This window comes from Streptomyces beigongshangae, from assembly GCF_019710745.1.
Taxonomy (GTDB): Bacteria; Actinomycetota; Actinomycetes; order Streptomycetales; family Streptomycetaceae; genus Streptomyces; species Streptomyces beigongshangae.
Window position 1 is genome coordinate 57089 of sequence record NZ_JAHKJW010000006.1, and the last position, 25126, is coordinate 82214.

17 protein-coding genes and 1 riboswitch are annotated in these 25126 nt (G+C 72.9%); of the genes, 9 read left to right on the plus strand and 8 right to left on the minus strand.

The genetic code is table 11. The annotated features are described in order from the left end of the window. Window positions 1-383 precede the first annotated feature (383 nt). From KM933_RS06540 to KM933_RS06555, 4 genes are all read left to right on the plus strand, one after another. Window positions 384-1742 (plus strand): M16 family metallopeptidase, encoded by a 1359-nt coding sequence (locus KM933_RS06540; RefSeq protein WP_221349319.1) that lies wholly within the window; start codon window positions 384-386, stop codon window positions 1740-1742. After that, complete coding sequence (locus KM933_RS06545) at window positions 1739-3127, plus strand: M16 family metallopeptidase (RefSeq protein WP_221349093.1); 1389 nt, start codon at window positions 1739-1741, stop codon at window positions 3125-3127. Before KM933_RS06540 ends, KM933_RS06545 begins: the two co-directional genes overlap by 4 nt. Before the next feature lie 236 nt (window positions 3128-3363). After that, window positions 3364-3554, plus strand: a riboswitch (cyclic di-AMP (ydaO/yuaA leader). A gap of 13 nt (window positions 3555-3567) precedes the next feature. After that, the gene (locus KM933_RS06550; RefSeq protein WP_221349095.1) at window positions 3568-4362 is read left to right on the plus strand and encodes a M23 family metallopeptidase; all 795 of its coding nucleotides are present in this window, start codon (window positions 3568-3570) and stop codon (window positions 4360-4362) included. Between the two features lie 298 nt (window positions 4363-4660). Further along, window positions 4661-5353 carry a GntR family transcriptional regulator gene (locus KM933_RS06555; protein WP_221349096.1) on the plus strand — a complete coding sequence of 231 codons (693 nt, stop codon included), beginning with the start codon at window positions 4661-4663 and terminating at the stop codon, window positions 5351-5353. 197 nt (window positions 5354-5550) lie between these two features. Here KM933_RS06555 and KM933_RS06560 read toward each other — a convergent pair whose 3' ends face one another. Beyond that, a complete protein-coding gene (locus KM933_RS06560) occupies window positions 5551-5832 on the minus strand; it encodes an HPr family phosphocarrier protein (protein WP_221349098.1) in 282 nt (93 codons plus the stop codon). Window positions 5833-6045: 213 nt separating this feature from the next. Between KM933_RS06560 and KM933_RS06565 the strand changes: the two genes are divergently transcribed. From KM933_RS06565 to KM933_RS06580, 4 genes are all read left to right on the plus strand, one after another. Beyond that, window positions 6046-9120 (plus strand): bifunctional acetate--CoA ligase family protein/GNAT family N-acetyltransferase, encoded by a 3075-nt coding sequence (locus KM933_RS06565; protein ID WP_221349100.1) that lies wholly within the window; start codon window positions 6046-6048, stop codon window positions 9118-9120. Window positions 9121-9161: 41 nt separating this feature from the next. Continuing rightward, a complete protein-coding gene (locus KM933_RS06570) occupies window positions 9162-9749 on the plus strand; it encodes a DUF5998 family protein (RefSeq protein WP_221349102.1) in 588 nt (195 codons plus the stop codon). Then, window positions 9749-10936: an alkaline phosphatase family protein gene (locus KM933_RS06575; protein ID WP_221349104.1), complete on the plus strand. Its 1188-nt coding sequence runs from the start codon at window positions 9749-9751 to the stop codon at window positions 10934-10936. The genes KM933_RS06570 and KM933_RS06575 overlap by 1 nt, the downstream gene beginning before the upstream one ends. Window positions 10937-11030: 94 nt before the next feature. Next, window positions 11031-11678, plus strand: a complete 648-nt coding sequence (locus KM933_RS06580) for a thymidine kinase (RefSeq protein ID WP_221349106.1) — start codon at window positions 11031-11033, stop codon at window positions 11676-11678. A gap of 33 nt (window positions 11679-11711) precedes the next feature. Here KM933_RS06580 and KM933_RS06585 read toward each other — a convergent pair whose 3' ends face one another. The 4 genes from KM933_RS06585 to KM933_RS06600 form a co-directional block, all read right to left on the minus strand. Next, a complete protein-coding gene (locus KM933_RS06585; protein WP_260333157.1) occupies window positions 11712-13298 on the minus strand; it encodes an ABC transporter substrate-binding protein in 1587 nt (528 codons plus the stop codon). A gap of 21 nt (window positions 13299-13319) precedes the next feature. Then, complete coding sequence (locus tag KM933_RS06590; protein ID WP_221349108.1) at window positions 13320-15380, minus strand: ATP-binding protein; 2061 nt, start codon at window positions 15378-15380, stop codon at window positions 13320-13322. A 236-nt stretch (window positions 15381-15616) separates the two neighbouring features. Beyond that, window positions 15617-18835 (minus strand): NACHT domain-containing protein, encoded by a 3219-nt coding sequence (locus tag KM933_RS06595; RefSeq protein ID WP_221349109.1) that lies wholly within the window; start codon window positions 18833-18835, stop codon window positions 15617-15619. Between the two features lie 96 nt (window positions 18836-18931). Continuing rightward, window positions 18932-19810, minus strand: coding sequence for a VOC family protein (locus KM933_RS06600; RefSeq protein ID WP_221349111.1), 879 nt, complete (start codon window positions 19808-19810; stop codon window positions 18932-18934). 315 nt (window positions 19811-20125) lie between these two features. Between KM933_RS06600 and KM933_RS06605 the strand changes: the two genes are divergently transcribed. Continuing rightward, entirely contained in the window at window positions 20126-20953 is an 828-nt protein-coding gene (locus KM933_RS06605) for a sulfurtransferase (RefSeq protein ID WP_221349113.1), read from the plus strand. A gap of 76 nt (window positions 20954-21029) precedes the next feature. On the opposite strand, the gene sepH is transcribed toward KM933_RS06605, so the two are convergent. The 3 genes from sepH to KM933_RS06620 form a co-directional block, all read right to left on the minus strand. After that, a complete protein-coding gene (gene sepH, locus KM933_RS06610) occupies window positions 21030-22106 on the minus strand; it encodes a septation protein SepH (protein WP_221349115.1) in 1077 nt (358 codons plus the stop codon). Window positions 22107-22554: 448 nt separating this feature from the next. Next, window positions 22555-23874: a D-arabinono-1,4-lactone oxidase gene (locus KM933_RS06615; RefSeq protein ID WP_221349117.1), complete on the minus strand. Its 1320-nt coding sequence runs from the start codon at window positions 23872-23874 to the stop codon at window positions 22555-22557. Further along, the gene (locus tag KM933_RS06620) at window positions 23834-25075 is read right to left on the minus strand and encodes an MFS transporter (protein WP_221349118.1); all 1242 of its coding nucleotides are present in this window, start codon (window positions 25073-25075) and stop codon (window positions 23834-23836) included. The genes KM933_RS06615 and KM933_RS06620 overlap by 41 nt, the downstream gene beginning before the upstream one ends. Between the last annotated feature and the right edge of the window lie 51 nt (window positions 25076-25126).

The following is a 25126-nucleotide window of genomic DNA, read 5'->3' on the forward strand; positions in this document are numbered from 1 at the left end:
CCGGGACGGTCCGGGACGACCCCGGAACGGACTCGGGAGGTGACGGAAGCACGGCCTCCGATCATCCGCGGAGGTTCCAGGACGCTACCGCGTCACCGTTCCCGCGGGGCTCCGGGGGCAGCACGCCGACATCCGGCCGCCGGTGCGGGCGCCGGACGCGTCCGTGCCGGTACGACCGCACGAGCACGACCGCACGAGCACGACCGCACGAGCACGGACGCACAAGCACGCGGGAACCCACCGTACAGATCATGTGCGTGCCGGTCTGCTCGCTCTCGGCGTACGGGACACGGGAACTTCGCCAGCCGTCCGCGCGCTTGCATACAGTGGCACGACTAGCAGGAACCCAGCAGTTTTCCGCGATCGAAGGGACGTACATGCCCATGGGTCACACGGCCACCGCTGAGGCCGGCTCCGGCGGCCTGACAGCGACCGAGCACCGCCTGGCCAACGGCCTGCGTGTGGTGCTCTCCGAGGACCACCTGACCCCGGTCGCGGCGGTGTGCCTCTGGTACGACGTCGGCTCGCGCCACGAGGTGGAGGGCCGCACCGGGCTCGCCCACCTCTTCGAGCACCTGATGTTCCAGGGTTCCGGCCAGGTGAAGGGCAACGGCCACTTCGAACTGGTGCAGGGAGCGGGCGGTTCGCTCAACGGGACGACCAGTTTCGAGCGGACCAACTACTTCGAGACCATGCCGACCCACCAGCTGGAGCTCGCCCTCTGGCTGGAGGCCGACCGCATGGGCTCGCTGCTCGCCGCGCTCGACGAGGAGTCGATGGAGAACCAGCGCGACGTCGTCAAGAACGAGCGCAGGCAGCGCTACGACAACGTCCCCTACGGCACCGCGTTCGAGAAGCTGACCGCCCTCGCCTACCCGGAGGGCCACCCCTACCACCACACCCCGATCGGGTCGATGGCCGACCTGGACGCGGCCACCCTGGAGGACGCCCGCGCGTTCTTCCGCACCTACTACGCGCCCAACAACGCGGTGCTGTCGGTCGTCGGCGACATCGACCCCGAGCAGACGCTCGCCTGGGTCGAGAAGTACTTCGGCTCCATCGCCGGCCACGACGGCAAGCCCGCCCCGCGCGACGGCTCGCTCCCGGAGACCATCGGCGAGGAGCTGCGCGAGGTCGTCGAGGAGGAGGTCCCGGCCCGCGCGCTGATGGCCGCCTACCGGCTGCCGGAGGACGGCACGCGCGCGGCCGACGCGGCCGACCTGGCCCTGACCGTCCTGGGCGGCGGCGAGTCGTCGCGGCTCTACAACCGGCTCGTACGCCGTGACCGCACGGCCGTCGCCGCCGGGTTCGGCCTGCTGCGCCTCGCCGGAGCGCCCTCCCTGGGGTGGCTCGACGTGAAGACGTCCGGTGACGTCGAGGTCCCGGTGATCGAGGCGGCCGTCGACGAGGAGCTCGCCCGGTTCGCCGCGGAGGGCCCCACCGCCGAGGAGATGGAGCGCGCGCAGGCCCAGTTGGAGCGCGAGTGGCTGGACCGCCTCGGCACGGTCGCGGGCCGCGCCGACGAACTGTGCCGGTACGCCGTCCTGTTCGGCGACCCGCAGCTCGCCCTGACCGCCGTGCAGCGCGTCCTCGACATCACCGCGGAAGAGGTGCAGGAGGTCGCGAAGGCCCGTCTGCGCCCCGACAACCGCGCGGTGCTGGTCTACGAGCCGCTCACCCCCGAGGACACCGAAGCCGGCACCGCCACCACCGACGACACCGACGAGGAGGCGGCCAAGTGACCGAGCTCGCCACGATGGAGTTCCACCCGCAGCCCCAGGCCGGCGAGGCCAGGCCCTGGGCCTTCCCGGCACCCGAGCGCGGCGCGCTCGACAACGGCCTGACGCTGTTGCGCTGCCACCGCCCCGGCCAGCAGGTCGTCGCCGTCGAGCTCCTCCTGGACGCCCCGCTGGAGGCCGAGCCGAAGGGCCTGGACGGTGTCGCCACGATCATGGCGCGCGCCTTCACGGAGGGCACGGACAAGCACTCCGCCGAGGAGTTCGCCGCCGAGCTGGAGCGCTGCGGCGCCACGCTGGACGCCCACGCCGACCACCCCGGCGTACGGATCAGCCTCGAAGTCCCCGTCTCCCGGCTGCCCAAGGCGCTCGGCCTGCTCGCCGACGCCCTCAGGGCGCCCGCCTTCGAGGACGGCGAGATCGAGCGGCTGGTGCGCAACCGGCTCGACGAGATCCCGCACGAGACCGCCAACCCGGCCCGCCGGGCCGCCAAGGAGCTGTCCCGCCAGCTCTTCCCGGCGGACTCGCGCATGTCGCGCCCGCGCCAGGGCACCGGGGAGACGGTCGCCGCGATCGACTCGGCGGCCGTACGGGCCTTCTACGAGAAGCACGTACGCCCCGCCACGGCCACCGCGGTCGTCGTCGGCGACCTCACCGGTGTCGACCTCGACGCGCTGCTCGCGGACACGCTCGGCACCTGGACCGGCTCGCAGGCCGAAGCGCGTCCCGTGCCGTCGGTGACCGCCGACGACACCGGCCGGGTGGTCGTCGTCGACCGTCCCGGCGCCGTCCAGACGCAGCTGCTCATCGGCCGTGTCGGCGCGGACCGGCACGACCGCGTGTGGCCCGCCCAGGTGCTCGGCACGTACTGCCTCGGCGGCACCCTCACCTCTCGCCTGGACCGCGTCCTGCGCGAGGAGAAGGGATACACCTACGGCGTACGGGCGTTCGGCCAGGTGCTGCGCTCCGCCCCGGACGGAACGGGCCTGTCCATGCTCGCCATCAGCGGTTCCGTGGACACCCCGAACACCGGCCCGGCGCTCGACGACCTCTGGAAGGTGCTGCGCACGCTCGCCGCCGAGGGACTGACGGACGCCGAGCGCGATGTCGCGGTGCAGAACCTGGTGGGCGTGGCGCCCCTGAAGTACGAGACCGCGGCCGCCGTCGCGGGCACGCTCGCCGACCAGGTCGAGCAGCACCTGCCGGACGACTTCCAGGCGACGCTGTACCGGCAGCTCGCCGCGACCGGCACCGTGGAGGCCACCGCGGCCGCCGTGAACGCCTTCCCGGTGGACCGCCTGGTGACCGTCCTCGTCGGCGACGCCGCGCAGATCGAGGAGCCGGTCAGGGCCCTGGGCATCGGCGAGGTCACCGTCGTGACGGCGGAGTAGCGACCGGCGCCGCGCGCCGGGGACCGACGGCCGGCCGGGCCCGGGTGACCGAGGGGTCACCCGGGCCCTTCCCGTCTGTGCCGCCCGTGCTGCCGATTTGTCCTCATTGGTCGAAACGCCACCTGTCCGCCTTGTGGCATGCGCTACAAAAACCGTGATCCGTTTGTCCCCGGCGAGAGGCGCCGCTTAGCTTCAGTCCGGCTGTTCGTCAGGCAGTGCGCCGCGTCCGCGGCACCGGACAGTCATCGCCGAGTCCCCGTACGGTGCGAGCCGTGGGGAGCCGGGGACCCGCCCTCCTGTCGCCGCTTTCGCGGCCGGAGGGGCTCAATCCCTGGGGTGAATCGGATGCCCTCCCCGGAGGGGGTCCGTAGGAGACCTTCCTGCTCCGAACCCGTCAGCTAACCCGGTAGGCGAGAAGGAAGGAAAGGACCAGCCACTTCATGGCGTTCACCCGCGCCACGGGGAAGCACCGTCTTCCCAGCCGCATGACGCGCACGACCCGCAGGACCGTCGGCGTCGCCGCCTTCGCGACCACCGGCGTCGTGGGCACCCTGGCCGCCCCGGCGTTCGCCGCCGGGAGCGCGGTCGTCCCGATGGAGCACACCGGGCCCATGCAGGCCGTCACCCTCGGCGACTCGGTCGCCGAGGAGATAGACGCACAGGCCGCCGCGCAGCGGCAGGCCGCCGCACAGGCCGCCGCCCGCGAGAAGGCCGAGGCCGCCGCGGAGAAGCGTGCCGAGGAGGCCGTGGCGAAGGCCAGGGCCAGGGCCGAGAAGGAGCGCGAGGCCGAGGTCCGTGCCGCCCGTGAGGCCGAGCGCAAGCGCCTCGACGCGTACACCTCGCCCATCGCCGGCTCGTACGTCTCCACCTTCTACAAGGCCGGCGGCGCCGTCTGGTCCTCCGGCAGCCACACCGGTGTCGACTTCCACGCCCCCAGCGGCACCGCCGTGCTCGCGGTGGGTTCCGGCACCGTCGTGGAGGCCGGCTGGGGCGGTGCCTACGGCAACCAGGTCGTCATCAGGATGACCGACGGCACGTACACCCAGTACGGGCACCTCTCGTCCGTCGGCGTCTCGGTCGGCCAGACGGTCGCCGCGGGACAGCGGATAGCCATCTCCGGGGCGACCGGCAACGTCACCGGGGCGCACCTGCACTTCGAGGTGCGCAGCACCGCGGAGTACGGCTCCGACATGGACCCCGTCGCGTACCTGCGCTCGCACGGCGTGAACGTCTGACCGCACGGACCGCACGGACCGCACGGCGGCGCACCGATGGCGGTGCACCCGCGTCGAAGGCCCCGGCTCACCGAGCCGGGGCCTTCGTGCGTCCGGACCGCTTTCCGGTTCTTCCCGTCCCTTCTCGATCGCTTTCCGTCACTTTCGCACCGGACGAGTGCCTGTCCGGAGGGATGGTGTGTCCAAAAAATATCCACGGATTCCGGTCTCCCTTCGGAATTTCCCGCTCTCTGCAATAGAGTCACCGAAGAAGCGTCGATCGACCGCGTTTCGCGGGGATTAAGGCGGAGGTCCGGTCATGCGTATCCCCCCGCGCTCGGTATGCACGGCGATCCGGGACGACATCGTCGCGGGTGTCCACGAACGCGGCAGCCGGCTGACCGAAGAACTGCTCGCGCGCCGTTACGGCGTCTCGCGGGTCCCGGTGCGCGAGGCGCTGCGCACCCTGGAGGCCGAGGGGTTCGTGGTCACCCGCCGGCACGCGGGCGCGTGCGTCGCGGAGCCCACGGAGCAGGAGGGCGCCGACCTCCTGGAGATGCGCAGGCTGCTGGAGCCCTTGGGGGCCGCCCGTGCCGCCCAGCGGCGCACCGAGGCGCACCTGAAGGTGCTGCGCGGCCTGGTCAGGCTCGGTCAGGAGCGGGCCGGTCAGGGCAACAGCGAGGATCTGCGCTCGCTCGGCGGCTGGTTCCACGAGACGCTCGCGCAGGCCTCGGGCAGTCCGGCGCTGATCTCGACGCTCGGCCAGCTGCGGCACAAGATCGCCTGGATGTACTCGGTCGAGGTGCTCGCGGACCCCACCGAGTCGTGGACCGAGCACGGTGCCATCGTGGACGCCGTCGCCCGCGGTGACAGTGACCGGGCCCGGTCGGTCACGGCGCTGCACACCGAGCGGACGACGGCCGCGCACCGGCCGCGCTTTCCCCGCGGGGACCGCGCCGAGCATGTGAGGACTTCGCAACATCCCGTAAACACGCCGGGACCGCGGTATTAACAGGAGCGCCGTATACAAAGAGGGGTGTTCGGCGCCTTCCTATTTCTGCTGCCGCTTTTCTTCGTGTGCCGTCACACTCCCTGGAATTTCCGCGCAGGCGTTATTCCTGCGCCCGGAAAGAAACTCCGACGGCAGACGACGGAGCCGCGTCGCCCGGGACGTGGGCGACGCGGCTCCGCCGTACGCGGCGCGTACGGTCAGACCGTCTCGGGGAGTTCGTCGAGACCCTCGGCGACCAGCTTCGCCAGTCGGTCGAGCGCGGCGTCCGCGCCCTCGGCGTCGGAGGCCAGGACGACCTCCTCGCCGCCCTGGGCGCCCAGGCCGAGGACCGCGAGCATGGAAGCGGCGTTGACGGGGTTGCCGTCCGCCTTGGCGATCGTCACCGGGACGCCGGAGGCCGTGGCGGCCCGGACGAAGATGGAGGCGGGGCGGGCGTGGAGGCCCTCGGCCCAGCCGACGTTGACGCGGCGCTCAGCCATGTGATGCTGCCCTTCAGGTCGCTCAAGGTTGTCTAGACCAGTCTTCCACATGTGGCGCGTACCCCGGGCGGGCGCCGCCCGGACCCGTACGCCGGTCGTGCGCCGGTCCGGCTCCCCAGCCTGCCCCGCGTCCCCGCGGTACGCGAGCCCGCGGCCCGCCCGCGCGGATCCGGCGCCCCGCCACCGTCCGGCCCGAGTCGTACCCTGGGCCCCATGCAGACCCCGCCGGACCGGCACGAGTACCCCGCTCACTGGGAGGCCGACGTCGTCCTGCGCGACGGCGGCACCGCGCGCGTCCGGCCCATCACGGCCGACGACGCCGACCGCCTCGTCAGCTTCTACGAGCAGGTGTCGGACGAGTCGAAGTACTACCGCTTCTTCGCGCCGTACCCGCGCCTGTCCGCGAAGGACGTCCACCGCTTCACCCACCACGACTTCGTGGACCGTGTGGGCCTCACGGCCACCGTCGGGGGCGAGTTCATCGCCACCGTGCGCTACGACCGCATCGACGCGCACGGCCTGCCCGCCTCCGCCCCCGCGGACGAGGCGGAGGTCGCCTTCCTCGTCCAGGACGCCCATCAGGGCCGCGGTGTGGCGTCCGCCCTGCTGGAGCACATCGCGGCCGTCGCCCGGGAGCGCGGCATCCGCCGTTTCGCCGCCGAGGTGCTGCCCGCGAACAACAAGATGATCAAGGTGTTCACCGACGCGGGGTACCAGCAGAAGCGCAGTTTCGAGGACGGTGTCGTACGCCTGGAGTTCGGTCTGGAGCCCACCGACCGCTCGCTCGCCGTACAGCGCGCCCGGGAGCAGCGGGCCGAGGCGCGTTCCGTGGCCCGGCTCCTCGCGCCCGGTTCCGTCGCGGTCGTCGGGGTGGGCCGCACGCCCGGAGGGGTGGGACGCAGTGTCCTGGAGAACCTGCGCGACGCGGGGTTCACCGGACGTCTGCACGCCGTGAACGGAGCGCTCCGGGAGAAGGAGGAGGAGATCGCCGGCGTTCCGGCCCACCGTTCCGTACGGGACATCGCCGGACCCGTCGACCTCGCCGTCGTCGCCGTTCCGGCCGAGCACGTCCCCGGGGCCGTCGCGGAGTGCGGTGCGCACGGGGTGCGGGGGCTCGTCGTGGTCTCCGCCGGGTACGCCGAGAGCGGCCCGGAGGGCAGGGAGCGCCAGCGTGAACTCGTGCGCCAGGTGCGTACGTACGGAATGCGTCTCATCGGGCCGAACGCCTTCGGGGTCATCAACACCTCCCCGCGGACCCGGCTCAACGCCTCCCTCGCGCCGGAGATGCCGCGTACCGGGCGCATCGGCCTGTTCGCCCAGTCCGGGGCCATCGGCATCGCGCTGCTGTCGCGGCTGCACCGGCGCGGCGGCGGGGTCACGGGCGTGACGGGCGTGTCGACCTTCGTCTCCTCGGGCAACCGCGCGGACGTGTCCGGCAACGACGTCCTCCAGTACTGGTACGACGACCCGGACACCGACGTCGCGCTCATGTACCTCGAATCGATCGGCAACCCGCGGAAGTTCACCCGCCTCGCCCGGCGCACCGCGGCGGCCAAGCCGCTGGTCGTCGTCCAGGGCGCACGGTACGGCGGGGCCGCGCCCCAGGGGCATGCCGTACGGGCCACCCGGCTGCCCCACGCCACGGTGTCCGCCCTGCTGCGGCAGGCCGGGGTCATCCGGGTGGACACGATCACCGAACTGGTCGACGCGGGGCTGCTGCTGGCGCGCCAGCCCCTGCCCGCCGGCCCGAACGTGGCGATCCTGGGGAACTCCGAATCGCTGGGACTGCTGACGTACGACGCGTGTCTCGCCCAGGGGCTGCGGCCGCTGCCGCCGCGCGACCTGACGACGGACGCCTCGGCCGAGGACTTCCGCGCCGCGCTGGCGCACGCGCTGGCCGACGACGGCTGTGACGCCGTCGTGGTCACCGCGATCCCGGCGGTGGGGGAGCGGTCCGCCGCGGACGCCGCGCTGGCGCAGGCCCTCCGCTCGGCCTCGGCCGCGGCTCCCGGCAAGCCGGTCCTCGTGGTCCACGTGGAGCTGGGCGGCCTCGCGGAGGCACTGTCGGCGGCCACCAGCACCGCACCGCAGACGGCTCCCACGCCCCCGGTGGCCCTCAAGACCCCGGTGGCCCCCGGAACCTCAGCGGCCCCCGCGGTCCCCGCAGCCCCTGCGGACGAGGCCGTCGACAGCGCTCACCCGATCACCGGCCGTCCGGCCACCGGCCGTCCGTCAGTCGACCCTTCACCCACCGACCGCCCGAGCGCCGTGCCGCGGCACACTCCGCCCGGGAGCTCGGAGGTGGACGGCCCGGAGCCGGAGGGCCCGGGGCCGGAGGGCGCCGCGGCGGGGAGCACCGGGACCGCCTCCCGGCTCATCCCGGCCTACCCCGCCGCCGAGCGGGCCGTCCGCGCGCTCGCGGAAGCCGTCAGGTACGGCCAGTGGCGGCGCGAGGCCGCCGACACCGGCAGGGTGCCCGAGTACGAGGACATCGACGAGAAGGGCGCCGCCGGACAGATCGCCCGCCTCCTGACCGGCGAGGACCGCGAGGGCGCTGGGGACCGCGAGGACAGTGGGGGCAGCGAGGACAGTGGGGACAGCGGGCTCGCCCTCGGTCCCGACGACACCTGCGCCCTGCTCGCCCGTTACGGCGTCCACGTCCGCCGCGCCCTCCCCGCGCCCACGCCCGGGGAAGCCGTGGCGGCCGCGCGGCGCCTCGGCTTCCCCGTGGTGCTGAAGACCACCGCCCCGCACCTGCGGCACCGCGCCGACCTGGGCGGCGTCCGGCTGGACCTGGCGGACGAGGAGCAACTGCGGAGGGCGTACGCCGAGTTGACCGGCCTCTTCGGGGAGCCCGGGGAACTGCGTCCGGTGGTGCAGGCGATGGCGCCGCGCGGAGTCGACACGGTCGTCCGCGCCGTCGTCGACCCGGCGGCCGGGGCCGTGCTCTCCTTCGGGCTGGCGGGAGCGCCGTCGGAACTGCTCGGGGACACCGCGCACCGGCTGATTCCGGTCACCGACCGCGACGCGGCCTCCCTGGTCCGGTCCATCCGGACCGCGCCGCTCCTCTTCGGCTGGCGGGGCTCGGCCCCGGCGGACGTCACGGCGCTGGAGGAACTGCTGACGCGTCTGTCACGCCTTGTCGACGACCACCCGGAGGTCGTCTCCGTCGCCCTGGAGCCCGTCGTCGTCGCCCCGCGCGGACTGAGCGTGCTCGGTGCCTCCGTGCGGCTCGCGCCGCCGCCCGCCCGCGACGACCTCGGCCCCCGCACGCTCCCGGTCTACTGAGCGGTCCCTCGCAGTCGGTGCGCCCCCGTAGGATGGACATCATGGCCAAGACCAGTACGACGACCCAGGGGCTGCGAGCGGCGATCGAGCGCAGCGGCTACTACCCGGCCCTCGTGGCCGAGGCGGTGGAGGCCGCTGTGGGCGGCGAGCCCATCCGGTCGTATCTGGTCCACCAGGAGACGACGTTCGACGCCAACGAGGTGCGCCGGCACGTGACGGTGCTCGTCCTCACCGGCAACCGCTTCATCGTGAGCCACACCGACGAGCAGGCGGCGGACAGCACGTCGCCGACGCCGTACGCGACCACCTCGACCGAGTCCGTGAAGCTCGGCCGGATCTCGTCGGTCGTGCTCAGCCGGGTCGTGGCGAACCCGGAGAAGTACGTCGTGGGGACGCCCCCGCGCGAGGTCGTCCTGACCATCGGCTGGGGCGCGGTGTCCCGCATCGACCTGGAGCCCGCGGCGTGCGGCGACCCCAACTGCGAGGCGGACCACGGCTACACCGGCAGCTCGACGGCGGACGACCTGAGCCTGCGCGTCAGCGAGGCCGGTGACGGCCCGGACGCCGTGCGCCAGACCCTCGCCTTCGCCCAGTCGCTCTCCGAGGCGACCGCGGACGTCACCCGCTGATGGCCCAGCACGCCTGGGACGACCCGGAACCGCTCGCCGTCGGCTCCGCGCCCGTCCCCGAGTACGGAGCCGGTTCGCTCGCCGACCTGCTGCCCACCCTGGCCGCGGGCATGGGCGTACCGGACATGGCCGCCCCGCTCGCGGAACTGGCCCCGGCCGACCGGAACTGCGTCTTCCTGATCGACGGCCTCGGCTGGGAGCAGCTGAGGGCGCACCCGGACGAGGCCCCCTTCATGAGCTCCCTGCTGGGCAGCTCGCGCGGCGGCACCGGCCGGCCGATCACGGCGGGCTACCCCTCGACCACCGCCACCTCGCTGGCCTCGGTCGGCACCGGGCTGCCGCCGGGGGCCCACGGGCTGCCCGGCTACACCGTGCGCAACCCCGAGACCGGCGAGCTGATGAACCAGCTCCGCTGGCTCCCCTGGACCAAGCCGGGCGTGTGGCAGCCGTACCCCACGGTGTTCCAGCTGGCCGACGCGGCGGGCGTGCACACGGCCCAGGTGTCGTCACCGCACTTCCAGAACACCCCGCTGACCAAGGTCGCGCTCAGCGGCGGGACGTTCCACGGACGGCTGACCGGCGAGGACCGCATGGACATGGCGGCCGAGCAACTGGCCGCGGGCGACCGCTCGCTGGTCTACACGTACTACGCCGAGGTGGACGGCAACGGCCACCGCTTCGGGATCGACTCCGACGCCTGGCGCGGCCAGCTCATGTATGTGGACCGGCTGGTCCAGCGCCTGGCCGAGCAACTGCCGCCGCGCGCCGCCCTGTACGTCACCGCCGACCACGGCATGATCGACGTCCCCTTCGGCGAGCGGCACCGGATCGACTTCGACGAGGACTGGGAGCTGCGCGCGGGCGTCGCCCTGCTCGGCGGCGAGGGCCGGGCCCGGCACGTCTACGCGGTCCGGGGCGCCGAGTCGGACGTGCTGACCTGCTGGCGCGAGGTGCTCGGCGAGCAGTTCTGGGTGGCCTCGCGCGACGAGGCGATCGCGGCGGGCTGGTTCGGACCGCACATCGACGAGCGGGTGTACGCGCGCATCGGCGACGTGATCGCGGCCGCCCGCGACGACGTGCTGATCATCGCGTCCGAGCGGGAGCCCAAGGAGTCGGAGATGGTCGGCAACCACGGCTCGATGACTCCGGCGGAACAGCACGTCCCGCTGCTGGAAGTACGTTCCTGACAGTCCCCCGTCCCCCTCTCGTCTCCCGTGGCCCCTCCTCGTCCCACACCCCCCGTCCCCCGAGCCGCTCTCGCCGAAAGGTGCTCACCCCGCCATGCCCGAGCTGGTCTTCTTCTCCGGAACCATGGACTGCGGGAAGTCGACGCTGGCTCTGCAGATCGAGCACAACCGCTCGGCCCGCGGTCTGCAGGGCATCATCTTCACCCGGGACGACCGCGCGGGCGAGGGCAAGCTGTCCTCCCGCCTCGGCCTGGTCACGGACGCGGTGGAGGTCGGGGACGACCAGGACGTGTACGCGTACCTCGTCGACCACCTCTCGCGGGGCGGCCGGGCGGACTACGTCATCGCCGACGAGGCGCAGTTCCTCGCCCCCGAGCAGATCGACCAGCTCGCCCGTGTGGTCGACGACCTGGACATCGACGTCTTCGCCTTCGGCATCACCACCGACTTCCGCTCCAAGCTCTTCCCGGGCTCCCAGCGCCTCGTCGAACTCGCGGACCGCGTCGAGGTCCTCCAGGTCGAGGCCCTCTGCTGGTGCGGTGCCCGCGCCACCCACAACGCCCGCACCATAGGCGGCCGGATGGTCCTGGAGGGCGCCCAGGTCGTCGTCGGCGACGTCGGCCAGCCGGAGGACATCGGCTACGAGGTGCTGTGCCGCCGTCACCACCGCCGCAGGATGACCAGCGCGTCGGTGCGGGCGGGCGCGCTGTCGCCGGACGTCCTGCCGGTCGTGCCCGGTTGAGGTCGGGACCGGCCGTCGCCGCGGCCCGTGCCGTCAGGCGGGGCAGGCACTCGTGGAGCTGCCACGGTAGGTCCGGTACAGGGGACGGGACTTCTTGTCGTCGACGGGGTACTCGACGACGGGCACCGGTTTGCACACGGCCCACTGGTCGTTCCTGCCCGGACCCTCGAAGCCGTAGGACCCCGCGGCGCCGACCAGGCAGTTGTTGATGCTGCACGAGTCACCGGCGATGCTCGGGAGGATGAGCGTGTTGTACACGTCGTCCTTGGTGGGGACGGGCAGGGCGTTCGAGGTGCTCCCGTCGCCCTGCTCCAGTTCCGTGACGGTGCGGTCCACGGCGTTGGTGAGCAGCGCGAAGGCGTCGTGGTACATGACGGCGTAACCGTCGTCGAGCGGTTTGCCGCCCAGGCCGTGCTTCTTGACCTCCTCGAAGAGGTCGAGGAAGGGGCCGAGTCCCTTTCCGGGCTTCCGCTTCCCGTTCCACCAGGCGGGGTCGACGGAGGACGCGTTGACGATCATGGCTTTCGCCTCCTCCAGCCTCCGGGTGAGCGCCTCGGTGGTGAGGGTGGGCTCCAGACCGATGCCGATCTTCAGGATGCGCAGCTTCGCGGTGCGCTCGCAGGAGCCCTTCGCGGCCAGCTGCTCGATGAAGGCGGGCAGGTCCTGGTCGCGGCCGGCGAAGAAGACGATGTCGGACTTCTCCTGGCAGATCTTCTGGGCGGCGTCGCTGTACCGCTGGGGGACGCCCTGGCCGGTTCCGGACGAGCCGACGAAGTTCGAGCTGTGCGCGGCCAGGTCGTACCTTCCGTCGAAGTGCTTCATGAAGACGCTGCGCAGGTTCTGCGAGTAGACGTCCTGCTTGCGGTTGTCCCAGACCAGGAACCCCTTCTGCCGCGCCGGCCGGTCGTCCAGGTAGAGCTTGAGGGCGCGGGTGAACTCGTCGTTGTTGGGCGAGGTCTTGAAGAAGTACGGGGAGTTCATGGTGGACGCGGTGATGACGGGACCCACGGTGGGAATCTTGCGCGCGCTGAGCGCGGCGATGGCCTCCCGTGTCTCCGGCGTGCTGCTCGGGATGCCGGACACGCCGACCAGCGGGGCCTCGGTGTCCTCGGCCAGCTCCGCCAGCCGCGTGACGACGGGTTCCCAGGCGTCGAGGTTCCGGCCGTCGGGGGCGAGCAGCAGCTGGAAGCGCGGTCCGCCGAAGCGGTTGGCCTGCCGCTGGGCGACCAGCGCACCGGCGAGTCCGCGGCGGATCATGTCCGTCGTCATCGCGCTGTGCTCGTCCGAGGTGAACGGCATCATCAGCGCGATCCGCACGTACGGGATCTCGGGACCGCTCGGCGGGTCCTCCCAGCCCCGCTTCACCCGGGCGTTCTCCTCCGCCACCGCCTCGACGAGACTCGCGATGCCGGGGTCCGCCTCGAAGGAGTACTCGGTGACGCCCACGCAGTCCCCGTTGACCTCCCGCAGGTCGTCACCGCACTTGCCGGGGCCCCGCGCGGCGCCGACGACGACGGTGACCGCAACGACGAGCAGCACGCCGAACCCGAGGGCGGCCGTCCACTCGACCGGACCCCACTCGCGGGGCCGGCGACGGAGCGGCCGACGACGTGGACGCAACAGACGGACCATCATGTCCTCTCACCGACCAGGGATGGGAAAGGGGCGCTTCTGCCGCGCCGCGACGGGCCAGCTGCGGGCGGCCTGGCTCAGGACGGCGTGCCAGGTCGGGTGCCGCGGTGAGAGGAACGCCAGTTCCTCGCCGACCGCCCTGCACATGTCGGGGTCCGGCTGGGCGTGCGGTTCGGACACGTGCCACTGGGCGTGCAGCAGCCGGTTGACGCAGCGCTCGATCTCGTGGAGGTTCGCGTACCGGCGGTCGTGCGCGCCGAGTGCGATCTGTATCCGTTCGTCGGTCCACTCCCCGCTGGGCGGGGTCGGTGCCGTGGCGGAGTACCGCAGGCACAACAGCCAGTGCGAGGCGGCCTGCTCGTCCTGCTCCGACTGGAACTCCTCCGTCAGCGTGGCCACCACCGTCTCGGCGTTCCCGGCCGCGAGCATGTGCCGCAGCGCGTCCGCCTCCCCGCTCTCGCCCCGCTGGGAGTGGTGCACCTGCAGGAAACGGTGGATCTCCTGCCAGCCGCGGCCGTCGGAGTCCCCCTGGGTGGTGCGCCGCGCCTCGTGCACGAGCAGCGTCCGTAACAAGGGGTCGGTGACCAGCGGCCGGCCCGGATCCGTGTGTTCCTGCCACCGCTGTTCCTCCAGGTAGTCGGCGGCGGAGTTGGCGGGCAGCTGATCGGGTCCCTGGAGGCGCAGGTGGTCGGCCAGCGCCTCGGCCGCTGTGCTGTCGCGGGCGAGCGAGAGCACGATCAGCCGGTCGCGCTGGCGCCGGTCCGGGAGCAACTGCTCCAGGACCGCCTCACTGACCGGACGGCCGTCCTTCGTGGTGAGTTCGAGGAGGTCGCGCGGGTCGACGGCGTGACCCCGCCCGGCGGCGTCCAGGGCCGCCGCGCACAGCACGGTGGTCACCGAGGGATGCCCGCCGGTCAGGGAGTGCACCGCGGAGGCGAGATGGGGGTGGAGCGGCGGCCCGGACCGCTCCCGCACGAGCAGCGGCAGGATGTCGTCCCGGCCCAGTGGGGTGAGGGGGACGCTGAGCAGACCGGCGGACGGAGCCAGACCCCTGCGCTCCCAGCCGGAGGATCTCGTCAGTTCCGGGAGGTCGCGGCGGACCGCGTCCGGTGCGCTCTCCGGCAGGTCGCCGAGCCGGGTGGCCACCACGACGAGTTCCTCGCGGTCGGGGCGGCCGGGCATCGCGCGGTGGTCGAGGAGCAGGTCGAGGAAGTCCCCGCCCGCGGCCAGGTGCACGTCGTCCAGCAGGACGAGCGGCCAGGGCTCGCGGTTCCACCGCTGCAGCCTGCCGTAGGCGGCGGCGACATCGTGGAGGAAGGCCGCCACCAGGCTCCGCTCGGCCGCGCGCCGGTAGTCGCCGCCCTGCAGGAACCACTCCGCGAGCAGCACCAGCGGATCCCGCCCCCGTACACCCTGCGGAAAGCGGCGCCGGTACCACTCCTGGGCCGCGACCGGCCGGTACCGGGCGGTGTACTCCGCCGTCACGGCGGCACTGAGCGTGGGCCGGTCCCGCTCCGGGCCCGCAGCGGTGCCGACGGCTTCCGCACGCTCCTCGACCGCGGTGGCCCAGGCGTGCCGCAAGGTGTTCTCGTCCTCGTCGGCGAGACGGCAGGCGAGCAGCAGCCGGGCGTACCGGAGGCATGCCGCGTCACGCTGCTCCGCGTCGCCGTGGTGCCAGCCGGAGACGGCGAACAGCCCGGGGACCAGGACGGGGAAGCGCCGGCGCAGTGCCGGTCCGAGCCCGCGCACCAGTTCCGTCAGGAACTCGACGAGGGTCGAGGCGACGGGCACCGTGTCCTCGGCGGAGGTGGGCGGAAGGGCTCCGGACTCGGCTGTCACGGCCCGGACGTGGGCGAGGGGCAGACGCCCCGCGTAACGGGCGGCCAGCTCTGCCAGGAGGGCGCTGCGCCCCATGCCATGACGGCCCGTCACCAGGACCACGGGCAGGTCGCCCTGGTGCTCCCGGACCGTACGGGACCGTTCGTCGTAGGACAGCCCCGTCAGCCGGGGGACGAGCGAACGCAGCAGCGGGTCCCGGCCGTAGAGCGGTACCCCTTCCGAAACGTGCATCTCACTGTGTCCCGCTTCCGTCGCCCTGCGCCGCCCGGCAGCAAAAACCTCGGTGACCGGCGGTACCGTCCCCCGAGACACAAGGCGCCGGCGTCTGAACCCATCGCGCCTGGAGGCGTAGAATGTACCGTTCCCGCACACGTCCCGCCAGGTGAATCCACTGCTGTGTTACCAGGTGGTGACCCACTGTGCCACCGCTCCACACGGGTGTTCGGACCATGGGACGCACGGGTGTGTCAGGGACGCGGGTGGATGGACAACTCGACGTCCTCGGGCAGCGAATCGGCCCCACGGATCTCGCCGGGGTGGGCGAGCCGCACCCGGCGCAGCCGGGGCAGTCCGGCGAGGGGCGACAGGTCGAGCTCCGCGACCTGGGAGAGGCTGATCTCCTCCAGCCCCGGAAGACGCCGGGCGATCCGTCGCAGCGGAACGGCGGAGCCGGCCCTCGCCCGCACGTCGAGGCAGGTGACCTGAGGCAGCTCGGTGCGGGGGGCGAACAGCAGGACGCTCAGCTGCTGCGCGGAGAGCGTGAGCCTGCGCAGGGCCGGCAGCCCGCCGAGCAGGGAACCCCACCCCTCCGGGGCCAGGCGCTCGCTCGCGTCGTGCAGGCGCAGCTCCTCCAGCACCCGGCACTCCACGACGTCCGAGAGCTGCGACGCCGACGACGGAAGCGACAGCAGGCGCAGCGCGGTGGCGCGAGGGAGGTCGGAGAGGCCGCGCCAGGGGACCTCCGGTCCCACGAGAAGGGCTTCCAGCCGCGGGCAGCCGTCCAGCTCCAGCAGCGGCTCGAACTGGGGGAGGTCCCGGAGTTCCAGCCTCCGCAGGCGCGGCAGCCGGGTCAGCGGCGTGGGGTCCTTGACGTTCCGGCAGCCCTGCAGGGCGAGCGTCTCGAGCTCGGCGTAGGCGCGGAGCAGGCCGAGGTCCCGCAACCGCAGCGTATTGCGCAGGCGCAGCTCGCGCAGCCGCCGGGGGTCGAGCGAAGCACGGATCTCCTCGGGGTCGAAGTCGCCGTGGAGTCCCACGCGTTGGTACGAGGACATGGTGCGCAGGGCCGCCAGCTCGGCGTGCGAGCGCACGGTGACGGTCTCCTCGGGAGCGATCTCCAGGAGCGGCCGTACGATCTCCTCGGCGTACACCGTGGTGTCGAACCGGTCCCAGTGGCCCAGGAGCTGGGCGCGTACCGCGGGCTGACGCGTGCCCAGGAACTCCCGGAGCCTCGGGACGGCCGCGTCCCCGCCGATCTGGCAGACGGCGTGCACGGTGGCCAGTTCCTCGTCACCCGCCAGGTCCCCCGCCCGGGGCAGCAGACCGAGGAGCAGCGGACCGGTCTGCGCGAGCGACCTGGCCTCCCGCAGACTGCGCGGCGGGAGCATCCGTGCCGCCCGGTCCTCGATGGCCTCCCGTACCGCGGGTTCGAGGCGGGTGGCCTGTTCGAGGGAGGCGAGGGCGAGGAGCCGCAGCCGCGCCTGCACCGCCGTGTCCCGTTCCCGGTCGCCCCGTTCGCGCAGTCGTGTCAGCAGGTCGGCGCGCTCCTGGTGGCGTGCCTGCGCGACGGCCATCTGGACCACGTCCTCCCACTGGTCCAGGTGCGCGTTGTTCACCAGCATGCCTATGTCGCGTTCCTCCAGCACGGCCTTGGCGCCCAGGAAGTCCTGGAAGGTGCGGTGGATGAAGTTCACGGCGCCGGCGGCGGGTTCGCACAGCAGCCCGGAGCGCTCCAGGAGGTGCTGCAGGGTGTCCTCCGCCGTCCCGACCTCCGCGAGGCGGGGCACGGACGGCTGCAGACGCCGCACCACGTCCACCGCGTCCGACCGGTCCAGTTGCGTCCGTTCGTTGCGGATCAGCCAGTACGCGAGCCGCTGGAGCGGTTCCGTCGCCGACCTCTGGTCCAGTGCCGGACGGCCGCGGCCGTACACCTCGCGCTCCACGTCGCGGCGTTCCAGCAGCATGGAGAGCGCCGCCTCGTACAGGGCGGCACGGCCCTGCGGCAGGAAGCCGCGACGCTCACGGTGCAGGGCGCAGATCAGACCGCACATCAGGGGGTTGGTCGCCAGGCGGCTCAACTCCGGGCTGCTGCGCAGCGACAGGCTGAGCGACTCGCCGAGATCCTCCGAGGCCCCCGCCGCCGTGTGCCAGCGCCGGACGAACTGCCTGATGTCGGCGGGCCGCATCGCGGCCAGCGAGAACTCCTGGAACCCGTCGCGCGCCAGCCAGCCCCGGTCGAGGGCCGAGGGGCGGGAGGTGAGCAGCCACAGGTTTCCGGGGAAGGCGGTCAGCAGTTTCCTCAGCCAGGCCCGCGTGCGCACCCGGTCGTCCTTCGGGATCTCGTCGGCTCCGTCGATCAGCAGCACACCGCGCCCGTGCTGCAGCACGCGCGTGGCCCACCCTTTCGGCTCCGTGCCCACCAGGGGGCACCCCGTCCAGCGCAGGAAGTCGTCGGGCACGGGCAGTTCGGCGTCCTTGCGCGCCAGGGTGCGCAGGGGCAGGACGAAGGGGACGCGTCCGAAGAGCTGCGACAGCGAGCTGGGCACCCGCTCCTGCTGTGCCGTGGCGAGGGCCAGCCACTGGACGAGGGTCGTCTTGCCGGTCCCCGCGACCCCGCGCAGGAGTACGCGCTCATGGCCGGCGAGGACCGCCTCGGCCGGGCAGGCGGCCCGCTCGGCCTCCGCGTCCCGGTCGGCCACCGGCTCGCCGGCCACCACCGGGACCGGATCGGCTCCGTCGCGGTAGGGCATGGCCTCCAGACTCAGATAGGCCGTCTCCAGGGGCCAGTCGTGACCGTCCGGCTCGCGCAGGTCGACGCCGTAGATGGTGAGCCTGCCGTGGAACTCGACGATGTAGCGTGCGTACGCCTCCTCGAACCGCGCGTCCTGGCTGCTGGTGTCCGGCAGTTGCCGCAGGATCCTGTCGAGTTTCTCGCTCTGCTCCCGCAGTTCGCGGCTCTGCTCGATCTGGGCGCGGGCGGCGAACCCGGGCCGCTGGCTGAAGAAACGCACCAGATGCACGCAGGCCGTCTCCAGGAGCCGGTCGTGGAAGCGGGCCGCGTCCTCGCTGAGGAGCCTTCGCGTGCTGGGACCCGCGCTCCTGGACAGTTCCGCGGCGAGTTTCCCGGGGCCGAGCGCGAAGGCCTGGACGTCGTCCATGTCGAGATCGCCGAGAGCGTGCAGGGTGCGGGTCAGCGCCTGTCCCACGGCGTCGTGCTCGTCGGGGTCGATCGGCGGGTCGTGCGGTCCGGCGGCCCGCACGGCGCGGCGGACCAGCTCGCGCGCCAGCTTGTGCAGGTCGTCCTCGGTGAGGGTGCGGTGCTCCCTGGCGAAGGACACCAGCCGGCGGATCGGGACCGGGCGGTCGCCGAACTCCGCCCCCGGCACCTTCCCGGGAGGCAGCAGCAGTCTTTTGAGTACGGGTACGACCACCGCCGACGCGATCCGCAGGCCCACCGTGCCGCCGTCCACAGCGCCTCTCCCACCGGCGCCGACGGGCGCCCGTCCCCAGCCGTAGACCCTCGAACCCGTCCAGCTTAGCCGTGCGGCGGCGGCTGTCGTGGCGGATCACGCGCTTGGGACAGAGGTGCGATCGGACACGCGGCCCGGCCCTGCGGTCCGTCCACCCGGGCCCTGCGGTCCGTCCACCCGGGCCCGGCGGTCCGTCCGCACCACCGAGAACACCGCCCCCTCCGGGTCCGCCACCGTGGCGACGCGGCCGTGCGGGCCGTCGTGGGCCGGTTCGAGGACGTGGCCGCCGAGGTCGACGACCTGGTCCACGGCCGCGTCCGCGTCCATGACCCCGAAGTACGTCATCCAGTGGGCGCCGCGGTCCCGCGGGAGGGCGTCGCCGACACCGTGGATGCCGGCCACCGGGCGGCCCCCGACGCGCAGGGTGAGACAGTCGGGGCCGTCGGAGGCGGGCTCCTCCTCGTAGCCGAAGACCCGCCGGTAGAACGTGGCGACCCCCGCGGTGTCCCGTGTGATCAGCTCGTTCCAGGCGAGGGTCCCCGGCACACCGGTGACGCCCGCGCCGAGGTGGGCCGCGGCCTGCCAGACGCCGAACACGGCGCCCGAGGGGTCCGAGGCGATCGCCAGACGGCCGGCCTCGTCGGCGACCAGGGGGCCCACGCCGACCGTGCCGCCGCAGTGCCGGACCGTTTCCGCCGTCAGGTCCACGTCGTCCGAGGCGAGATAGGGCGTCCACGCCACAGGCAGCCGGCGGTCGGCGGGCAGCTGCCCGATCCCGGCCACCTGCCGCCCGTCCAGCCGGGCCCGCACGTAGGCCCCCAGGTGCTGCGGGCCGGGCTGGAACTCCCAGCCGAACAGTTTCCCGTAGAACTCCCGGGTCGCGGTCAACCCGTGCACCATCAGACTCACCCAACAGGGTGTGCCGGGCGTGTACGCAGTGCCGTTCAGGCCGGCCGACCCGCGTGCCTCGGTCATCGTCACCCTCTCCTCGGCGCCGTGTGGGGCCGCTTCGCTTCCGCTCTCGAACCGGGCATACCGTCACATGCGGACCGGGGCACCCGGTGCCGATCGTCGCACCGCCGGGAACGGGCCGCGCTCCGGCCCGACGGCCCGTGACGGGAGGACGCCCGCATGCGCGTCGCCCACCCGTTTCCCCGCGCCCGCGCGGACGTGCCCGCCGGCCGTACGGAGCGTGCCCGTTCCCGCACACCGCGTGGCCGGGGCGGTCCGGCGGAGCACAGTAGCCGGACCCGGCGGATGTGGCCACCCCCGTACGCCAGGATGGTGGCCATGGACGTCATCATCTCCGCGCCCCGACTCGCGAGCGACCTGGCGGGGCCGAACCCCCCGGTGGTCCTGGACATCCGCTGGCAGCTGGGCGGCCCGAACCTGCGCCACGCCTACGAGGAGGCGCACCTCCCGGGCGCCTCCTACCTGGACCTGGACACCGAACTCGCGGGTCCCGCCGGTGCGGCGGGCCGCCATCCGCTGCCCGACCCGGAGGTCTTCGGCGCGGCCGTGCGGGCGGCCGGGGTGTCCGCGGACCGCGACGTCGTCGTGTACGACGGAGGGCTCGGCTGGGCGGCCGCACGCGCCTGGTGGCTGTTGCGCTGGACGGGTCATCCGTCGGTGCGTGTGCTTGACGGCGGCTTCGCGACCTGGAGCGGTCCGGTCGAGAGCGGCCGGCCGGCTCCGGCCGCCGGCACCTTCGTACCGGTTCCCGGAGCGCTGCCCCTGCTGGACGCGGACGGCGCCGCGTCGCTGGCCCGCACCGGTCTGCTGCTCGACGCCCGGGCCGCCGAGCGCTACCGCGGCGACGTCGAGCCGATCGACCGGGTCGGCGGTCACATCCCGGGCGCGGTCTCGGCGCCGACCACCGGGAACGTGACCGCGACCGGTCACTTCCTCCCGGCCGCCGAACTCGCGGACCGTTTCAGGTCCTTGGGCGCCGACGGCGGCACCGAGGTCGGTGTCTACTGCGGATCGGGTGTCTCCGGCGCCCACGAGGTGCTCGCGCTGGCGGTCGCGGGCATCCCGGCCGCGCTGTACGTGGGTTCCTGGTCGGAGTGGTCCGGGGACGGCACCCGGCCGGTCGCGACCGGCCCCGACCCGCGGTAGCCGCGGGCGCCGGGGGAGGGAAGGGGAAAGGGTCCGCACCGTCCCGGTGCGAACCCTTCTCATCCTCCGGTCACCTCTAGTCCTGCTTCTTGCGGCGTGTCCCGAAGACGATCTCGTCCCAGCTCGGTACGGCCGCTCTGCGTCCCGGCCGCACGCCGTCCGCCTCGGCCTGCCGGTCGGTGGCGCCGACGAGCCGCTCCCGGTGGCTGGCCACCGCGCGCGGCATGAGCACGTCCGCGTAGGCGGAACCGGCCGAGGCCGCGGGAGCCGGCGGCTCCTCCGCCTCGGGCTCCGGGTCGAGCGGCTCGTCCGTGGCGGGGAGTTCGGCGGCCGGGGCCGAGGCGGCGGGCGCGGCCGAGGGCCGCTCGGGCACGACCATGTCGCCGCGGAAGCTGGGCACCGCCTCCAGGAGGCTGGTCAGGGAGTCACGCTCGCCGACGCCCTCGTCCAGGTCGGACTCGGGCGACGCGGGCAGGCCGGGCCGCTCGATCTGCCGGTCCAGGGCGCGGTCCAGCGGACGGTCGCGCGGCAGCCGGGCGATACGCGGTACGAACGGGAAGCTGGGCTCGGCCGCGGCCAGGTCGTCGGACTCGCCGATCAGCGAACGGGCCTCGTCGTCGACGGCCTGGACGAGTCGCCGGGGCGGGTCGTAGGTCCAGCTCGCCGCGTGCGGTTCACCCGCCACCCGGTAGACCAGGAGGACCTCCCAGGTGCCGTCGTCGCGGCGCCAGGAGTCCCACTGGACGGTCTCCTTGTCGGCCCCGCGCAGTAGGAGGCGCTCCTGCACCGCCTCGCCGAGCTGGGGACCGGTCGTCTCACCGGGACGGCGGACGGAGGTCTTGCGGGCCCGCTCCGCCATGAAGGCGCGCTCGGCGAGCACGGGGCCCTCGAACCGGCGCACCCGGTCGACGGGGATGCCTGCGAGCGAGGCGACCTCTTCGGCGGACGCTCCCGCGCGTATACGTGCCTGGATGTCTCGCGGGCGGAGATGGCTCTCCACCTCGATCTCGATCTGGCCGAGGCGGGGACGGTCGCCGCGTACGGCGGCGCGTAGACGCTCGTCAATCGGAAGCGTGTACTCCGTGCTGTCCGCAGCCTTCAGCACCAGCCGTGTGCCGTCGTTGGAGACGGCCACGACACGCAGTTCGGGCATGGGGACCTCCCGGGTGGTGCCTGCCGACGTCACGTGCGTCGCTGCTTCCGCTAGTCGAGTGTGGCCTGCCCGGGTGCAGCCTGCCACAACCTTGCCGAGTTGCCCGGCGTGTCGGACGGTGGCCCGAGAGCGCCGTTATGGCACGGTTACCTGTTCGCAACGCTAAGTGACAAACCTCATCACCCTGTACAACGAGCCCCCTCCCGGCGGTTCTGGAAGGCCCCGGACGGCCTGGTGAGTGTCCGGACCCAGGGCTCGCAACAGTACTCCATTCGGGCCACTTGCGTGGATCGGCACGCCACCGAACTTCTGTCCGGAGGCGGGAGTTGGCCACCCGGGGTGACGTTATCGTGATCATGGTGAGACGTTTTCTTCACATGATCGACGGGCGCGGGACGACCGTTCCGCCCGCACGTCCTGTGCTCGGGCAATCGGTCGAGGTGAACGGTTACTCGCCCAGGACCCGCCGCAGGTAGTCGTTCCCGAACCGCCGTTCGGGGTCGAGCCGGTCGCGCAGGGCGGTGAACTCGCCGAACCGCGGATAGGCCCCGGCGAGGTACTCCGCGTCGCGGGAGTGCAGCTTGCCCCAGTGCGGCCGCCCCTCGTGCGCGGTGAAGATCCGCTCGGCGGCGCTGAAGTACGCCTGGTGCGGCGTCCCCCGGAACATGTGGACCGCGATGTACGCGGTGTCCCGGCCGGACGCGGTCGACAGGGTGATGTCGTCCGCGGGAGCCGTGCGCACCTCGACCGGGAAGCTGATGCGCAGTGGCGAACGGTCGACCATGGCCTTCAGTTCGCGCAGCGCCCCGACCAGGGCGGCGCGCGGAATGGCGTATTCCATCTCCGTGAAGCGCACCCGGCGGGGGGAGGTGAAGACCTTGTGGGGAATGTCCGTGTAGGTGCGCGCGGACAGCGCGCGGCTGGAGATCCGGGCGATCGAGGGGATGGAGGCGGGGACGGCCCGGCCCAGGTGGTTGACCGCCCCGAAGAGGGCGTTGGAGAGGAACTCGTCCTCGTACAGGCCGCGGAGGGTACCGACCGGCCGCTCCGGGCCCGCGCTGCGGTTGTTGCGCTTGGTGTTGCAGTTGCCGGTGTGCGGGAACCAGTAGAACTCGAAGTGCTCGTTCTCCGCGAACAGTTCGTCGAACGAGCCCGTCACCTCGTCGAAGCCCATCGGCTCCTCGCGGGCCGTGAGGAGGAAGACCGGCTCCACGGAGAGGGTGACGGCGCTGATGACGCCCAGGGCGCCGATCCCGACCCGGGCCGCCGCGAAGACCTCGGGGTTCTCCTTCTCGGAGCACGCGAGGACCGAGCCGTCGGCGGTCACCAGCTCCAGGCCCTTGATCTGCGCGGCGATCGAGGCGGAGTCCCGGCCGGTGCCGTGCGTGCCGGTGCTGGTCGCGCCCGCCACCGTCTGCTCCATGATGTCGCCCATGTTGGTGAGCGACAGCCCCTCCCGGGCCAGGGCGAGGTTGAGGCGCTTGAGCGGAGTGCCGGCCTCCACCGTGACGGTGCCGCCGTCGCGGTCGATCCTGCGGATACCGGTGAGCAGGTCGGGGCGGATCAGCACGCCGTCGGTCGCCGCGGCGGCGGTGAAGGAGTGGCCCGTACCGACGGCCTTGACCCTGAGCCCGTCCTCCGCGGCCTCGCACACGGCGGCGGAGAGCTCCTCGACGGAGGCCGGGGAGACCTCCCGGGCCGGACGGGCGGTGACGTTCCCGGCCCAGTTACGCCAGGGGCCGCTCTGCCCGCTCACTGTGCTCTTCATGGGTCCCTCCCCGCTGCGGAACCGGCCTGCTGAGCCGGCGATACCCGAGACAACCCACCGCGACCGCGACGGCCCCGGCCGCGACCGGGACCCCGTACCCGGCCCGCGCCCCGGCCGAGTCGATCACCCAGCCGGACAGGGAGGAGCCGAGCGCGACCCCGACCGCGAGTCCCGTGCTCACCCACGTCATGCCCTCGGTCAGTCTCGCGCGTGGTACGTGCAGTTCGACGAGGGCCATGGTCGTGATCATCGTCGGCGCGATGGACAGGCCCGCAACGAACAGCGCCACAGCCAGAAACGGCAGGTTCCCGACCAGTAGCAGAGGGATCATACTCACGGCCATCGCGCAGATGCCCAGCGCCCACCGGCGGGCGGGCGCCCCCGTGAACCGCAGCAGCCCGAAGACGGCCCCCGCCACGCAGGAACCCGCCGCGTACACGGCCAGGACGAGGCTCGCGGCCCCCTTGTGGCCCTCCTCGTCGGCGAAGGCCACGGTGACCACGTCGACCGCGCCGAAGATCGCTCCGGTCGCCACGAACGTGGCCACCAGGACCTGCAGCCCGGCCGAGCGCAGCGCCGAACCCCCCGCCCGGTGCTCGTCGTGCGGATGGGGAGGCGGCTCGGTGGCGCGCTGGGACGTCAGCCAGAAGACGCCGACCGCCAGGAAGCAGGCCGCGACCAGCGGTCCCGCCTCCGGGAACCAGACGGTGGACAGGCCGATGGAGACGATCGGCCCGAAGATGAAGCAGATCTCGTCGACGACGGACTCGAAGGCGTACGCGGTGTGGAGTTCGGGCCGGCCCCGGTGGAGGAACGCCCAGCGCGCCCTGGTCATCGCGCCGACGCTCGGCACGCAGCCGATGCCCGCCGAGCAGAGGAACAGCACCCAGTCGGGACCGTCGAGGCGCACGGTCAGGAGGAGGCCGGCGGACACGACCAGCGCGGCCAGTGTGGCGGGCCGCAGCACCCGCCGCTGCCCGTACCGGTCCACCAGCCGGGAGATCTGCGGCCCGAGCGCCGCGGCGGACAGCGCGATCGTCGCCGAGAGGGCGCCGGCGAGCCCGTACCGCCCGGTGACCTGGGAGATCATCGTGACCACGCCGATACCCATCATCGACAGCGGCATACGGCCGAGGAGACCCGCGGCGGTGAAGCCCTTGGAGCCGGGGGTGGCGAACAGGGCGCGGTAGGGGCTGGGCACGGAGGGTCTCCGGTGAGGTCCGGTAAGGCGTGAAGCGGCTGATACGACTTA